Genomic DNA, 14,730 nt, shown 5'->3' with positions numbered 1-14,730 from the left:
GGTTTAATCTACAACGATTAAAACTAATGATTATTATTATTATTAAGAATTTAAATTACCAATACTGGGTATTTTCAAGGTTCAAAAATTTACAATACCCAACTTTTATTTCAACTTGAAAGGTCAAAAGTTGGAAGGTTAATAATTTTTATGGTTATCCGCTACTTTGCCAGTAACCCTATATTCTTATACAATTGGGACGGAATTCCGATAGCTCGGAACGAAGTCGGAAGACCGATGAAGCGTGAATTTAAATCCAAAGCACAGAATTTAAATAGATATCAAATCTATTGGCATCATTGCGTAGATACAAAATAATTTTCATTCCAAAGACCATAGAATGAAAAAGATAAAAAATAACCGGAGTTTATCAGTCTGATTTTTTTGTTTGCAATTATAAGCATTCTAACACAGTAAAAATTTACACTTTCCTGATCAAACTTTCATTACTCAAGATCAGGATTACTTTTGATTGTCAAAATTTTCAAGGGGTTTGTAGTATCCGCCGCAGTTCTTCCCACTCGTTACATTGCTATTGGTAACGAAGACCGTTGAATTGTCAATTAGGTTGATAGAGGTGATGGAAGTACCCATGAGACCTAAATTATCGAGCGGGATAAGTTTTATAGTTTGATCATTTATGGACAACCGAAAAATCGACTCCCCTCCAAATAGGAAAATTTTATCATGTATACTTGAAATAGTATCAAAGAAAATTCCTAGAAGTCTCCGGTCTTCCCTGGAAATCTGCTTTGAGTTGTAGCTACCTATCAGCTCTGGGTTTTTACCCGAAAAGTCAGATCTATAAACCATCAGCGGAAATGTTTCAAATCCCTCACTTGCAAAAGTGATGATATTATTTCCTACTTGTACGGATTTGGTATAAGATTCAAAACGCAGTTCCATACTGCCGGTTAGATCGAAATCAATAGTCTTATTTTCCATCGTAACCCTGATGAAATTTTCAAAAACCTTCAGACTCCAAATACTTAACCAATCATCGAAAAATTCTTCTTTAATCAGTTTCTGTTCAAATATTGCTACTTTTCCGTCAATGACTCCCGTCTTTAGCCAGAGGAAATTAGAGCTGTATTTTGATTTTCCGACATTTAATGATTTGTAAGGTAATAGCAAATTGCCTCTTGTATCAATACCTATTTGGTCGCCAGAAACTACTTGGGTGAATTCAATAAATCTAGGATCAATATCCTTCATTTTAAACACAAAAGCATCTTCTTCAAACGGTTTTCCATGGGGCATGAGAATAAGCTCTTCAGAGTTGATGGTGGCCAAGAGTAGATCTGAGATAGGAAGTCTGTATAGGAAATCGACCGGTAAAAAATAACTAAGGTCATAATATTTATTTGCTTTAAAAATAGTGGCATCACTGTATATTCTGGTCTTAGATGCAGCATAAAGCTTTCCGTTGATTTCTTTGGCATGTGTGAGACCTTCTACGAAGCTTCGTGCCGGTTTCCAAAGTACAGGCGCTTCAGGTGAATCTTCACTTGGTAGATTGGAATAAGCTGCCATGCAAACGAAGACCAAAAGAATCATATACATATTCTTACCTAAATGTGTAAAAATTGATTCAGTCGAAACAAAGTTCATAGCATTTTCTAAATTGAGATCCATGTCTGGATTCAACATCTGTTCGCCAAAATTAGATTTAGGTCTAATTTGATTTGTGTCTGTTTCACTTATTGCTGTTGAAAAAGAAAATACTGTATACGCCAGAAGCGTAAATAAAAGATTTTTCATGAACTTCATGACAACATGTTTAATTAATCTCATAATTTTAGGAAATCAATCTGAAATAAAAAATAACCTATTCTGGGTATTTTTAAGGTTCAAAAATTTACAATACCCAACTTTTTATCCTAATTGTTCAATGTCCTTGTTTTTTTTGCTTCGCATGAAGATTGAAAAGTGAATAGCCAACAATAAAACAAGAACTGCATGCTATAAAACCATTTGTCTCCGCAGGTAACATTTTTACCTATCTTTTCCTTTTCCTCCAAAACATTTCCTAAATTCTCGACGAATTCAAACCAATAAACCCATTGTCATGGAAGAAAAGAAATTGCGCAGCCAAGAGTGGTTTGGCCGCAAAGGAAAAGACGGTTTTATCTACCGCGCATGGATGAAAAACCAGGGATTTCCCCACCACCTTTTTGAAGGCAGGCCGGTCATCGGCATCTGCAATACCTACTCCGAACTCACCCCCTGCAATGCCCATTTCCGGGAACTTGCCGAAGCCCTCAAGCGGGGAATCTGGGAAGCCGGCGGCTTTCCATTGGAATTCCCGGTAATGTCTTTGGGCGAATGCTCCATCAAACCGACCGCCATGCTATTCCGAAATCTAGCAAGCATGGACGTGGAGGAAAGCATCCGTGCCAATCCCATGGATGGTGTAGTCCTGATGTGCGGTTGTGACAAAACTACTCCATCTCTAGTCATGGGTGCCGCCAGTGTCAACTTGCCCACTATCGTCGTCTCCGGCGGACCGATGCTCGCAGGAAGATTCAAAGGAAGAAAAATCGGCACCTCCGATCTATGGAGATTTGCCGAGGAATTCAAAAAAGGAGAACTCTCTCAGGAAGATTTCACCGCAGCAGAAGCTGCCATGGCGAGGTCGCAGGGCCACTGTGCCCCCATGGGAACAGCCTCCACAATGGCTGCTATGGTAGAGTCACTTGGATTGAGCTTGCCGGATAATGCCACCATTCCTGCATCGGATTCGAGAAGGAAAGTTCTGGCCCACATGTCAGGAATCAGGATCGTAGAAATGGTCAAAGAAGACCTCAAGATGACCGACATCCTGACCAGAAAATCATTTGAAAATGCCATTATGGTTAACGCAGCTTTGGGCGGTTCGACCAATTTTATCCTTCACCTTTTGGCGATTGCGGGAAGGATGGGGATTGAACTGAATATTGACGACTTTGATAAATTTTCATCCCATATTCCTTTGATAGCCAATGTACAGCCTTCTGGGGAGAACTTTGTGGAAGACCTCTTTTATGCAGGTGGATTGCCTGCTGTGATGCGGGAAGTTTCTTCCTTATTGCATCTCGATACCATTACTGCCAACGGAAAGAAACTAGGCGAAAACGTCCTAAACGCCGAATGTTGGGACAGAAACCTGATCGGTACTTTGGAAAAACCTTTCAAACCCGAATCAGGCATCGCGGTCCTGAAAGGCAATCTCTGTCCTGAAGGGGCAGTTTTGAAACCTTCTGCAGCCACACCATCTCTCCTTCAGCATCGTGGTCAAGCAGTAGTATTCGAAGATATTGATGACTATAAGAAAAGACTGGATGATCCGGATCTGGATGTCACGCCTGATTCTGTGATGGTGTTGAAAAATGTAGGACCAAGAGGCTACCCAGGTATGCCTGAAGTAGGCAACATGCAGCTGCCCATGAAAATCATTCAACAAGGAGTCAAAGACATGGTGAGGATCTCTGATGGCAGGATGAGTGGAACCGGTTACGGTACTGTGGTGCTTCACGTTTCCCCCGAATCAGCGATTGGCGGCAACCTCGCCTTGGTCCAAAACGGGGATTGGATCCAACTAGACGTACCTAACCGTACTTTGAATTTGGAAGTTTCGGACGAGGAACTGGCAAAACGGAGAGCATCTTTTCAGCCTTTACAGCTAGGGTATGACAGAGGATATGTCAACATGTTTATACAGAATGTAACCCAGGCGCATGAAGGCGTAGATTTTGATTTTCTCAAAGGAGCATCAGGGCCTGTAGTGAAAAGAGATTCTCATTAATCTGGCAATGATAAAAAACCATGGTAAAGTTGCCCTGATCACCGGAGCTGGTCAGGGCATCGGTTTGGAAATAGTGCGGATTTTGGCGGAAAAAGGACATCATATCATTTTGAATGACATTGAAAAGAGCCTTACCGAAGAAGCTGTAACCAGAATTCTAAAAGTAGCCAAAGGTAAGGTTTTGGGGATTTCGGGTGATTCCGGAGATCCGGTATTCATTCAGGAAATGGTTGGTCTAGCAGAGGGGGAGTTTGGAAAACTGGATATTGTCGTCGCCAATGCAGGAATTACACTTTATGGTGATTTCTTCGGGTATTCTCCTGCTGATTTTTTTGAAGTGATGCGTGTCAATGCCGGTGGCACTTTCTTCCTTGCCCAAACGTCAGCAGGGATTATGAAAAAACAAAATTCCGGTGGCTCCCTTTTGTTTACTTCCTCAGTAACTGCACATCAGGCTCACAAAAATCTCGCAGCATATGCCATGAGCAAAGCGGCCATCGAAATGTTGGCAAAGAATTTGGTGATCGAATTGTCAGAGTACAATATCAATGTTAATTCCATTTCACCTGGAGCCACATTGACTTCCCGAACTGCCTTGGATCCTGACTACGAAAATACCTGGTCCAGAATCACCCCCATGGGACGACCGGCAACTGTCGAGGATATTGCCCATACTGCTGCGTTTTTGGTCTCTGAGGAAGCCAGGCATATTACCGGGCAAAATCTGATTATTGACGGAGGATGGACCTGTATAAGTCCCTCACCATATCATTGAATTTAAAGTAGAAAAAAAATTTCATCTTTTGAAATTAAAACCAATATTGTACGATTGATCCATATCAATACAACTTACCTAGCAAAACAAAGTAAAGCGTAACTGCCAGTCCTAATCCGACGAAAAATCTACCAAGAAATGAAAATAGCAATTAATGATCTATTAGAGTACATCCAAAAAAGCAACAACATTACCATTGACCTGTTAGTAGAAAACAAAGCAAGCCTTCCACCAAAAGCCATCGAGATTTATAGCCATATGATCAATGCACACCATGTCTGGAACGCAAGGATCTTGGGAAAAAAACCATTCTTTAAAATTTGGCAACTTCATTCTGTAGAAGTTTTCTCAGAAATGAATGAAGAAAATTACCTGATTTCCAAAAAAATCATTGAAACTAATGAGCTTGATGAGGTTATTTCCTACCAAAACAGCCAAGGCCTCTCCTATCAAAATACCATCAAAGACATCATGTTCCACATCATCAACCATTCAAGCTACCATAGGGGTCAGGTGATGTTGCTGGTTCGGAATGCCGGACTGGAACCGATTCCTACAGACTACATTCTTACCAAAAGATAGCCATGAACGGTCCAGAAAAACCCGATTACTACTTTGCCGGCCCTTGGAAATTAAAGGGGGAAGGCATCATCCTCGCCTATAAATTCAAGAAAGAGTGGATAGAACAAAACGGGTTTTTGAAGGAAGAATTAAAAGGGAAATTCAAAGGGGGACTCGGGTATGTCATGCTTGTCAGGTATACTGAATCTCCCGCAGGACCTTATAATGAATTGCTTTTTATTCCCGGAAAATTCAGTCCTGACAATAGACAGACCATTACAAAAATATACGTGGATTCTGAGTCCAGCACCCAAAACGGTAGGTACAAATGGGGGATTCCAAAAGAAACCGTTCCTATCATCTGGCTCAAAAACGGAAAGACAGAAACCATCGGTGTTGGGTCGGAAGACGATCCCATACTTTTTTGCAAGATCAGTTCAGGTGGAATACCCTTCCCCGCGACTACCAAACTGCTTCCCATCAAACTTTTTCAGGAATTGGAAGGGAAAACATTTTTGACCGATCCAAAAGGTCATGGGTGGGGAAAGTTTGCCAAAATAGAATCAATGAAAGTGAATTCCGATTTTTTCCCTGAGATCAGCAAACTAAAACCGCTACTTTGTGTGAAGATCAATCCGTTTTACATGGAGTTCCCTTTGCCCCTGCAAAATGCCGATCAGCAATAAAAATATTGTCATTACAGGTGCTGCCTCCGGAATAGGAAAAGAGCTGGTCCACCAACTTGCGGGAAACGGCAATAAAATTCTGGCCATAGACATCAATCAAGAAGGTTTGGAAATCCTCCCCAAAACATCTTCCCAAATCCACACCCTGACTTTAGACCTAACCAAACCGGGTAGTATCTTGGATATTTTTGATTGGATCCAACTCAACTGGAAAACGGTTGACTACTTTTTTGCCAATGCGGGCTTTGCAAAATTTGGGCTCTGGGAAGATACTGACCTAGAAACTTTCTCCAGAATGCTGCAAATCAACGTCCTCTCCCCTATTGAAACAGCCAAAATTCTGAAACCAATGCAGGCGCATCATCCCTGCAAACTGGTGGTGACTGCCTCAGCGATGTCTTATTGGCCTGTTCCGGGATATGCAGCTTATGCAGCCACCAAAGCCGCTATCCATCAGTTTGTGGAAACTATCAAGAGTGAAGGAGAGGAAGATTGGATTACAATGGTATATCCCGCGGCCACAGATACCGATTTTTTCAAAAGTGCAGGAAAAGAAATCCCAAAGGCCTTTCCTGTGCAATCCGTACAAACTGTAGTTCGTCATATCCTCCGAGGTGTATCCAAAGGAAAAAAGAAAATCTATCCCTCCAGGCTTTTTCAGGCAACCATGCTGATTAACAGAATTTTGCCTGTCTTCAAACTACTCTATTTTTTATTAGAAAGAAAAAAACTGAAGAATTGGATGGAGAGCAAGAAGGTTAGCTAATCATACATGGATGGCATCTGTTTTTCCAAAAGAAAACAATAAATTGGAAATGAATCTGAAAGACAAAATCCAAATCTTATGAAATCCAGAACCCTGCCCCTCCTCCTTCTTTCCTTGACAGTGATGTTTTCCTGTGACAAAAAAGAAGAAGATACCCTTCCCATGAAAGTTGCCAAAGCGTATGGTCATGAGAATTTTGACAAAATTAACTCTATAGCCTACCAATGGAATGTGCAGCCAAATCCCGAAACCCTACGGACAAGGAATTGGAAGTGGAATATCAAAGAAAGGACTGTGGAATTTGCTGACGCTGACACAAGCTATACCTACAGCCTTGACCTTCCAAAAGAGCAAATGCCGGAAGCTGATGGCGGCTTTATCAATGACAAATATTGGCTGATGTTCCCTTTTCAACTGGTTTGGGACAAGGGATATACCTTCACTGTAATTGAAAACACCAAAGCCCCTATTTCAGGGTTGCCTACGACGCAGTTGACCATCGTCTACAATGATGTCGATGGCTATACTCCGGGAGATGCCTATGACTTGTTTTTGGATAAAAACCACCTGATCAAAGAATGGGTTTTCAGAAGAGGAAATGGCTTGGAAGGACGACCGATAACTTGGGAAAATGAGCAGGAATTCAAGGGGATCAAGTTTGCTACCGAACATAAAAATGACGCCGGGGTAAAATTTATCTGGTTTTCAGATATCGTTGTCGAATAAATTACAGTTAAATTAGGTGGATTAAAATAGGATAAACATGAAACCTTCCGAAAAAATAGAAGAAATCCTTCATGATATAGATACACTTGGTGACAAAGAACAACTGGAAATTTTGGAAAAATTGATCCTAAAGCTAAGTCCACATCCCTCAAGTAATACAGGTATAAAATTATCGGATCTACAAAATCTAGGTTCTGAAGTTTGGAAAGGAGTTGGCTTGGACAATTATATTAAAGAAGAACGGGAGTGGGATTAAAACCGGAATTTTTGCAGAAACTTTATTTTTTGGATACTGCTCCATTAATATATTTGATTGAATGAAATTCCCAATATCAAGAAACATTAAATGTTTTTTTTAAAGCCAATGAAAATGGGGGAATCATAATGGCCAAATTAGCTTTCAGAAATTATTTTAAAATAAATGAACTAAGAAAATGAAAATCCGATCACTGCTCTTCCTTCTCACATTTCTCCTTTTTTCAAACCCTTCCTTTTCGCAAAAACTTACCAAAACGGAAAAGCAACTGATAGAAACAATTGACAAAAACTACAAGGAAACATTGGCGCTGTTGGAGGAGGTAGTAAATATTAATTCCGGGACTTTCAACATGCAGGGTGTACGGGAAGTAGGCAGAGTTTTTGAGAGGGAATTTGCAAAAATCGGGTTTGAAACCGAATGGATTACTTTACCGGATTCGCTCAAAAGAGCTGGACATTTTGTGGCTACAAGAAAAGGTACCAAGGGTAAAAAGCTGTTTTTCATCGGTCATCTGGATACTGTTTTTGAAAAAGACATGCCCTTCTATCCTTTTACCATGGTCAATGACTCCACGGCCAAAGGACAGGGTGTCAATGACATGAAAGGAGGAAATGTCATGGTCTTTGCAACTTTGAAGGCAATGGAGGAATTGGGTTTGCTAAAAGACCGAACCATCACCGTTTACTTCCCCGGCGACGAGGAAAATGCCGGAAGTCCCTCATGGGTAAGTAGATTGGACTTTGTCGAAAGAGCCAAGCAACATGATTATGCCTTGGGTTACGAGACAGCGCAGGGATTCAATACGGCCACTATTGCCAGAAGAGGTGCAAGTGGATGGACGTTGAAAACTACCGGAAAACAGGTTCATTCCTCGGGTGTATTCAGGGAATCGGTGGGGTACGGCGCTATCTATGAGGCCGCAAGAATCCTCAACCAATTCAGGGAAGAATTGGCAGGCGAGCAATACCTGACTTTCAATCCCGGCCAAATCATCGGCGGTTCGGATATCAACTATGACGGAGATACGGGTGCCGGTTCTGCTCTTGGCAAAACAAACATTGTGGCAAGAGAGGCTTTTGTTACCGGTGACCTGAGGTTCCTCGGCGAACCACAAAAAGAAGCGGCACGTGAAAAGATGAAACAGATCGTATCCCAAAACCTGAATGGAACTACTGCCAGTATTGAGTTTGAGGATGGCATTCCATCCATGCCGCCGACAGAAGGCAATATGGGTTTGGTTACCATCCTCAGTCAAGTCAGTGTGGATATGGGATATGGTCAAGTCAAAGCCGGAGATCCTGGATCAAGGGGCGCAGGTGACATTTCTTATGTCGCAGATTACCTGGATTGCATCGATGGACTTGGCGCATCCGGCACAGGTGCCCACTCCCCTGCCGAAACCATCAACATGAAGCAATACCCCCATCTGATCAAAAGGAGTACTTTGTTTGTTTATCGGTTATTGGATTTGTGATTTGTATTGGCACAACCGGATTTTTACTTTGTGTTTTTGTGTCTTTGTGAGAATCTACTTTTTATATTTATCAAAATGAAAAAACTCTACGTCATTGCAGGTCCAAATGGAGCAGGGAAAACAACATTTTCATATACTGTTTTGCCTGAAATTCTAGACTGCAAGGAATTTGTCAATGCCGATGAAATAGCCAAAGGTCTTTCACCTTTTCAACCGGAAAAAGCTTCCATTGAAGCCGGTAGAATTATGCTTCAAAGGATTAATAGTTTGATGGAATCGGGAGAGAATTTCGCTTTTGAGACAACATTATCTTCCAAAAGTTTTATCACTTTTATCCATAAAGCCAAAGACAAAGGATATGAAACCATCCTGTTGTTTTTTTACCTCAATTCTCCCGAACTTGCTCTAAAAAGGGTTAAGACACGAGTTGCCGAAGGGGGACATAACATTCCCGAAGACGTAATCCGGAGAAGGTATAAAAATGGGCTTGTAAACTTTTTTAAGCTATATAAACCCATCTTGGATAAATGGATATTTGTTGACAATTCAAAAAAACCTTATAAATTGATAGCTAGGAAGAATTCAAGTAAGATTTTCATTTCGGATGGTAACCTTTGGAATAAAATAATTCGTTTTTATGACAACTAAAGAAAAAGAGGCCGAAGAGGAATTAGACAAAATCCTTTTCGGTTTAGATGAAACCTACAAAAACCTGGTCAAATTCAAGCGGGAGAAGAATAGTCCAATTATAGTAGAACAGGATGGAAAAATAGTAGAATTGGATCCTTTTTCTGTTCCGGATAGTCTTACTTCAGAAAATGATAAAGACAAATAATTTTTAAACATGGCAGGTTTTGAAAACCTACCGTGTTTTGTTTTTGCAATCTCTTTTTATTTGTTTTTTTGTGTCTTTGTGGGAAACAACTTTTTATATTTAACCCCATGAACAAACTTCTGACCCAAATTACCTTTTTTGCAGCCTTGCTATCAATCCTGATCGGTTGCAACTCGCCCCAGACCCAAACCCCTGAAGCCAATACCAAAATGGAAACTCCAAATAAAGTGATCGTTTATCAGGTTTTCACCAGGCTTTTTGGAAATACCAATACCACAAACAAACCTTGGGGAACCTTGGAAGAAAATGGCGTTGGAAAATTCAATGACTTCACAGACCAAGCGCTATCAGAAATAAAGTCTTTGGGAGTCACCCACATTTGGTACACAGGAGTGCCCCATCATGCTTTGATCAATGATTATACACAATATGGTATCTCCAATGATGACCCCGAAGTAGTCAAAGGGAGGGCAGGTTCACCTTATGCCGTCAAAGACTACTATAATGTAAATCCTGACCTGGCAGAGAATCCGGAAAAACGATTGGAGGAATTTGAAGCTTTGATCGCAAGAACGCATCACCAAGGCATGAAAGTCATTATAGACATCGTACCCAACCATGTTGCCCGGAGATATGAGGGTAAAAGCAATCCCGAAGGAGTAAAGGATTTTGGCGCAGGTGACGACACTTCGGTTGAATACAAAACAAACAACAACTTCTATTATATCCCGGGCAAGGATTTTAAAGTTCCAGCACCATTGGACAATTACAAGCCTTTGGGAGGCGAAGCACATCCATTGGCTGACGGAAAGTTTGATGAATCACCAGCCAAATGGACAGGAAACGGTTCACGTGAAGCCCAACCACATTTTCACGATTGGTATGAAACTGTCAAGGTCAATTACGGCATCAAACCCGATGGCAGCAAGGATTTCATAGAATTGCCGGCTGATTTTTCTCAGAAAGATTACAAAGCACATTTTGAATTTTGGCAAGGCAAAGACGTACCCGATTCCTGGGTCAAATTTAAAGATATAGCCTTGTACTGGATCGAAAAAGGCGTGGATGGGTTCCGCTATGACATGGCAGAAATGGTTCCTGTGGAATTTTGGAGCTATATGAACTCTGCCATCAAGATAAATAATCCTGATGCTTTCCTTTTGGCTGAAATATACAATCCTAAGGAGTACCGGAATTATATCCATTTGGGGAAAATGGATTACCTCTACGACAAGGTGGAACTTTACGATACGCTCAAAAACATCATGCAGGGAAAAGGCTCCACGGACAACATCCTCCCGATCCAAAAGGGATTGGCAGATATTGACCAACACATGTTGCATTTCCTTGAGAACCATGACGAACAACGCATCGCAAGCCCGGGATTTGCTGGAAATGCAGAAAAAGGAAAACCTGCCATGGTAGTGTCGGCTATGATCGGTTCATCGCCAACGATGATATATTTCGGGCAGGAAGTCGGCGAACCCGGTGCTGAAAAAGCAGGATTTGGATCTCCGACAAGAACATCCATCTTTGATTATATCGGTGTTCCCCATCACCAAAGATGGATGAACGGAGGAAAATTTGATGGAGGACAATCTTCCGAAGCTGAAAAATCATTGCGGGATTTTTATAGCCGTCTGCTCAACTTTACCCAAACTAGTACTGCCCTGGCAGGGAAATTTGCAGACATCCACAGCCATAACAGACAAAATACCGAATGGTACAATGACCGGGTTTTTTCATTTGTCAGATGGAATGAAAACCAAAAACTGGTCATCATTACCAATTTTGATGCAACCGAATCCTTCGGATTTGACCTTGAACTTCCCTCCGAAATCATCAAAACCTGGGATTTGATTGAAGGCGAATACCCGTTGTCAGAAAAACTGTATGGCGCGGTCAATCCGGTTTTGAAAATTAAAGATGGAAAAGGAAAAGTAAGGGTGGATCTGAAACCTTTGGAAAGTTGGGTGCTGGAAATCAACCTTTGAGGTCTTTAAGACCTCGAAGGTTTAAAGCCATTAAATATGAAAACCAAAAAGATTGTGGGAAATTACCGGATTCCCTACCCGTGTGATATGTATAGTATCACCCAAAATATTTAAACTCATCTACTAATAATCTATATATTTCTGCTTTGACCAATTTGGTCAATGAACTGATTTCAGCAAACAATTCACCCAAATCCGCCAAATTTTCATTCATGGCATATTTCTTAATTTGAATCAAGCCTGAATTCTTTGTCAGAAAATCAGGATACTCAAAATACCTAAAATAAGGCTCATCATGTAACCCGACATTTTCTAAAATACCACCCTTGCAATAATTATAATTCCAAACCTTATAAAGTTCTATGATTTTTTCAACCAATTTCTTCGCAACTGTAGTATTTTTTACAATGTGATTAGCTAAGGTGGTATTCCAAAAAGACTCTGGATTATTTGGTGAAAGTGGATTATCCACAAACACCTCAGGAGCGCCCTGAACAGGATTGTTAGCTTCAAATTTTGTTACCACGCAACGGTTCTCGGCTAAAACAAATGCAAAACACAGAGAATACCAATAGTCCGAAAGTTCAGGGGAAATCTCAGGTGCCCAGATATCAAATTGATTTGCCCAAACAGGATATTGTCCATTCAGGGCTTTTGTAATGGAAAACCATGTTATTGTAGCCTTTGCTGATTCATGATCGTATGCACAATAGCTTCTATTATCTGCAGGCCCATTAAAACATTGCGATTTATTCACACCTTTAAAATCTAAATCCAATCGAAACCAAATAGATTTTTCATTTGCACCAAGTCTATTACAAGTATCTTGATGTAATCTAACCATGGAGTTATCGTCCATAAATCCAATAAATTCTCCATCAGCATACCCATATGGAACTGCTAGCCTTTCATGACGATTATCCATCCTTGCAAAGCCACTAACAAATGGTAAACCTTTTTCAGAGTTATTCAAATTTCGATAACTATTGTATCTCGGTTGCCTAATTAATTCACCTTTCCTTTCTATGAAAGGTAGTCTTTCTCTTATAACCAAACTTTTAGCGGAAAAATTAATCCTGGATACTGAGGATATTATTGAAACTAGGGTTTTTTCATCTTCTAAATTCCAATTAAAATTCAAATCCGTTCTTTTTAATTTCGTCAAATCAGATAGGGTAATATTGTTTTTCCTATTTTGATCGGGAGAATATTTCCATACCGTAAATGCCAAAGGCCATTTACCATCTAATTTAAAAAACTCATTGCTAGTGACTATAAATCCTGTCTCAAATTGAAAATATTGATCCCACTTGGATCTAAAAGATACATATGAAGGTCTGGGAATTAACCAAGAAGTTGGCGTAAAAATGAATACCAGAGGAAACTGCCCAGAATTTTTTTCATTTTGGGCTTTTGACATTAATAAAATTTGACCTAAAAAAGCTAAATACCTTTCCTTGCCTGCATCGGAGCCTGTTAGCTTTAGAATAGTTGGGTGAATCTCATACTCTGCTTCCTTTTTAGATCGATTTTCTACTTTTTCATCTGTATTTTTATAAGGTGGATTTAAGAGAAAGGCAAGTGGCTTGTCTAGGGAGAGTTGTTTGATTTTTAATTCTTTGGCAAGTCGATCCAGGTAATCTTCACCTGATATATCCAAAAAGTTCAAGCCTTTGTTATCCGAAGTCTTCGGAATAATAGTAAATCCTGTGTCCATGTGGTAAGGATCGATCTTCATCCGCTTTTCAATAGTTCGTAAGAGATCCGGCTGAAGCTCGGATACAATTTTATGTCTTAATTTTCCTCTCCAACTTGTTACCAAGTTGCCGGATCCTCCGGCAGGATCAAAGACGATATAATTTTCTCCCAAATCCTCCTTGAAATAATCTTGAACAAACCACATGGCGAATTTACTTAAGTTGCCGTCGGTGAAAAAAATCCCATGCTGCTTGGCATATTCAGGGTCGAGTGCAGAAAGTACCTCATCAAATCTTGAGAAATAATAATCTGCGGTAAGTCCTGATCCCTCATTTGTAAAAACATACCGATTCTCAATTAGATTTTTAAACTCCTTTTTATGCTTTGGCGGAACTATAAATGGTTCGCTACTTTTATGACCACGAAATCCTACAACTTGTAGTGTGTCAGAATAGTCATTTTCAGACACCGTTGCGTTAATATCCCAATAGTTCACGATGGTATAAAAAGCATGAATGGCATCGATGGGATGCTCAAACATGGATTTCATTAATTCTATGGTGTGAATGAAATTATGAGTATTAACCTGAAGCCTAGTAGACTCAAGATTTTTTAAAATCTTGAGAATCTCAAATGATTCTGTTACCAAATTTTTTGCGCCGGCAAATATATCACCTTGTAAGGACTTGGGGTCTAGCCAATAAATCGCTGAATCTTTAATGGCATTTAGTTGATTTTTTTGAGTCTTTCTTGCATTTTCTTTCCCAATTTGATTTGGGGAAATTGACGCGTCTGCTGTGTTGATAAAAATTGCTGCGAATTCTGGTATTTTATTCGTTTTCCAAATTCCTACAAATTCTTGGGCAATTACCATTATCGTATTATAAGCTAGGCCGAATCTTTTGTTATAATGGAATGCCTGGTAAAAACCTTGAGGCCATTGTGAAAAATTAGATTTACTCTCAACAATTAATTGGCCCGGTATATAAATATCTGCACCATACGCCGCAGATTCTGCTCTAAAATCGTCCTTAAACAATTTTCTAAAAAGCGGAAAAAGCAACTGACGTTTAGCGTCTTCATTATCATTGCTTCTTAAATACTTCTTAAGTTCTTCAAGTTCAATCCCGTAGGTAGGTGCAGCCAAAGTCTAAATTTTAAATGAGTGATGT

General features: G+C 40.1%; 13 protein-coding genes. 11 read left to right on the top strand and 2 right to left on the bottom strand.

The annotated features are described in order from the left end of the window. Positions 1 to 462 precede the first annotated feature (462 nt). On the bottom strand, positions 463 to 1,794 hold the full coding sequence (locus MMU07_RS00220) for a hypothetical protein (protein WP_241123811.1): 1,332 nt from the start codon (positions 1,792 to 1,794) through the stop codon (positions 463 to 465). A gap of 274 nt (positions 1,795 to 2,068) precedes the next feature. Between MMU07_RS00220 and MMU07_RS00215 the strand changes: the two genes are divergently transcribed. The 11 genes from MMU07_RS00215 to MMU07_RS00165 all read left to right on the top strand — a co-directional run bounded on the left by MMU07_RS00215 (position 2,069) and on the right by MMU07_RS00165 (position 11,860). Next, positions 2,069 to 3,784 (top strand): IlvD/Edd family dehydratase, encoded by a 1,716-nt coding sequence (locus tag MMU07_RS00215; protein WP_241123810.1) that lies wholly within the window; start codon positions 2,069 to 2,071, stop codon positions 3,782 to 3,784. A gap of 7 nt (positions 3,785 to 3,791) precedes the next feature. Continuing rightward, positions 3,792 to 4,559 (top strand): SDR family NAD(P)-dependent oxidoreductase, encoded by a 768-nt coding sequence (locus MMU07_RS00210; protein WP_241123809.1) that lies wholly within the window; start codon positions 3,792 to 3,794, stop codon positions 4,557 to 4,559. Positions 4,560 to 4,697: 138 nt separating this feature from the next. Continuing rightward, positions 4,698 to 5,141 (top strand): DinB family protein, encoded by a 444-nt coding sequence (locus tag MMU07_RS00205; RefSeq protein WP_241123808.1) that lies wholly within the window; start codon positions 4,698 to 4,700, stop codon positions 5,139 to 5,141. Positions 5,142 to 5,143: 2 nt separating this feature from the next. Further along, positions 5,144 to 5,806, top strand: coding sequence for an acetoacetate decarboxylase family protein (locus MMU07_RS00200; protein WP_241123807.1), 663 nt, complete (start codon positions 5,144 to 5,146; stop codon positions 5,804 to 5,806). Then, positions 5,790 to 6,572 carry an SDR family NAD(P)-dependent oxidoreductase gene (locus MMU07_RS00195; RefSeq protein ID WP_241123806.1) on the top strand — a complete coding sequence of 261 codons (783 nt, stop codon included), beginning with the start codon at positions 5,790 to 5,792 and terminating at the stop codon, positions 6,570 to 6,572. Before MMU07_RS00200 ends, MMU07_RS00195 begins: the two co-directional genes overlap by 17 nt. Before the next feature lie 78 nt (positions 6,573 to 6,650). Next, on the top strand, positions 6,651 to 7,298 hold the full coding sequence (locus MMU07_RS00190) for a hypothetical protein (protein ID WP_241123805.1): 648 nt from the start codon (positions 6,651 to 6,653) through the stop codon (positions 7,296 to 7,298). A 37-nt stretch (positions 7,299 to 7,335) separates the two neighbouring features. After that, positions 7,336 to 7,554, top strand: coding sequence for a hypothetical protein (locus MMU07_RS00185; protein ID WP_241123804.1), 219 nt, complete (start codon positions 7,336 to 7,338; stop codon positions 7,552 to 7,554). Between the two features lie 178 nt (positions 7,555 to 7,732). Further along, positions 7,733 to 9,031 carry a M20/M25/M40 family metallo-hydrolase gene (locus MMU07_RS00180; RefSeq protein WP_241123803.1) on the top strand — a complete coding sequence of 433 codons (1,299 nt, stop codon included), beginning with the start codon at positions 7,733 to 7,735 and terminating at the stop codon, positions 9,029 to 9,031. A gap of 75 nt (positions 9,032 to 9,106) precedes the next feature. Next, positions 9,107 to 9,679, top strand: a complete 573-nt coding sequence (locus tag MMU07_RS00175) for a zeta toxin family protein (RefSeq protein ID WP_241123802.1) — start codon at positions 9,107 to 9,109, stop codon at positions 9,677 to 9,679. After that, complete coding sequence (locus MMU07_RS00170) at positions 9,669 to 9,866, top strand: hypothetical protein (protein WP_113925144.1); 198 nt, start codon at positions 9,669 to 9,671, stop codon at positions 9,864 to 9,866. The genes MMU07_RS00175 and MMU07_RS00170 overlap by 11 nt, the downstream gene beginning before the upstream one ends. A gap of 107 nt (positions 9,867 to 9,973) precedes the next feature. Then, on the top strand, positions 9,974 to 11,860 hold the full coding sequence (locus MMU07_RS00165; protein ID WP_336246151.1) for an alpha-amylase family protein: 1,887 nt from the start codon (positions 9,974 to 9,976) through the stop codon (positions 11,858 to 11,860). A 97-nt stretch (positions 11,861 to 11,957) separates the two neighbouring features. Here MMU07_RS00165 and MMU07_RS00160 read toward each other — a convergent pair whose 3' ends face one another. Next, positions 11,958 to 14,705 carry a hypothetical protein gene (locus MMU07_RS00160; RefSeq protein WP_241123801.1) on the bottom strand — a complete coding sequence of 916 codons (2,748 nt, stop codon included), beginning with the start codon at positions 14,703 to 14,705 and terminating at the stop codon, positions 11,958 to 11,960. Positions 14,706 to 14,730 lie beyond the last annotated feature (25 nt).

The organism is Cognataquiflexum nitidum, from assembly GCF_022538055.1.
GTDB classification, from domain to species: Bacteria; Bacteroidota; Bacteroidia; order Cytophagales; family Cyclobacteriaceae; genus Cognataquiflexum; species Cognataquiflexum nitidum.
The sequence above is the reverse complement of the archived record's forward strand: the minus strand, read 5'-3'. Positions and strand labels throughout refer to the sequence as shown.

Bases quoted from the DNA above. Each gene is read 5' to 3' on its own strand.
- MMU07_RS00190 (WP_241123805.1), top strand. From the start codon at position 6,651: ATGAAATCCAGAACCCTGCCCCTCCTCCTTCTTTCCTTGACAGTGATG.
- MMU07_RS00220 (WP_241123811.1), bottom strand. From the start codon at position 1,794: ATGAGATTAATTAAACATGTTGTCATGAAGTTCATGAAAAATCTTTTA.
- MMU07_RS00205 (WP_241123808.1), top strand. From the start codon at position 4,698: ATGAAAATAGCAATTAATGATCTATTAGAGTACATCCAAAAAAGCAAC.
- MMU07_RS00215 (WP_241123810.1), top strand. From the start codon at position 2,069: ATGGAAGAAAAGAAATTGCGCAGCCAAGAGTGGTTTGGCCGCAAAGGA.
- MMU07_RS00175 (WP_241123802.1), top strand. From the start codon at position 9,107: ATGAAAAAACTCTACGTCATTGCAGGTCCAAATGGAGCAGGGAAAACA.
- MMU07_RS00180 (WP_241123803.1), top strand. From the start codon at position 7,733: ATGAAAATCCGATCACTGCTCTTCCTTCTCACATTTCTCCTTTTTTCA.
- MMU07_RS00210 (WP_241123809.1), top strand. From the start codon at position 3,792: ATGATAAAAAACCATGGTAAAGTTGCCCTGATCACCGGAGCTGGTCAG.
- MMU07_RS00195 (WP_241123806.1), top strand. From the start codon at position 5,790: ATGCCGATCAGCAATAAAAATATTGTCATTACAGGTGCTGCCTCCGGA.
- MMU07_RS00185 (WP_241123804.1), top strand. From the start codon at position 7,336: ATGAAACCTTCCGAAAAAATAGAAGAAATCCTTCATGATATAGATACA.
- MMU07_RS00170 (WP_113925144.1), top strand. From the start codon at position 9,669: ATGACAACTAAAGAAAAAGAGGCCGAAGAGGAATTAGACAAAATCCTT.
- MMU07_RS00165 (WP_336246151.1), top strand. From the start codon at position 9,974: ATGAACAAACTTCTGACCCAAATTACCTTTTTTGCAGCCTTGCTATCA.
- MMU07_RS00200 (WP_241123807.1), top strand. From the start codon at position 5,144: ATGAACGGTCCAGAAAAACCCGATTACTACTTTGCCGGCCCTTGGAAA.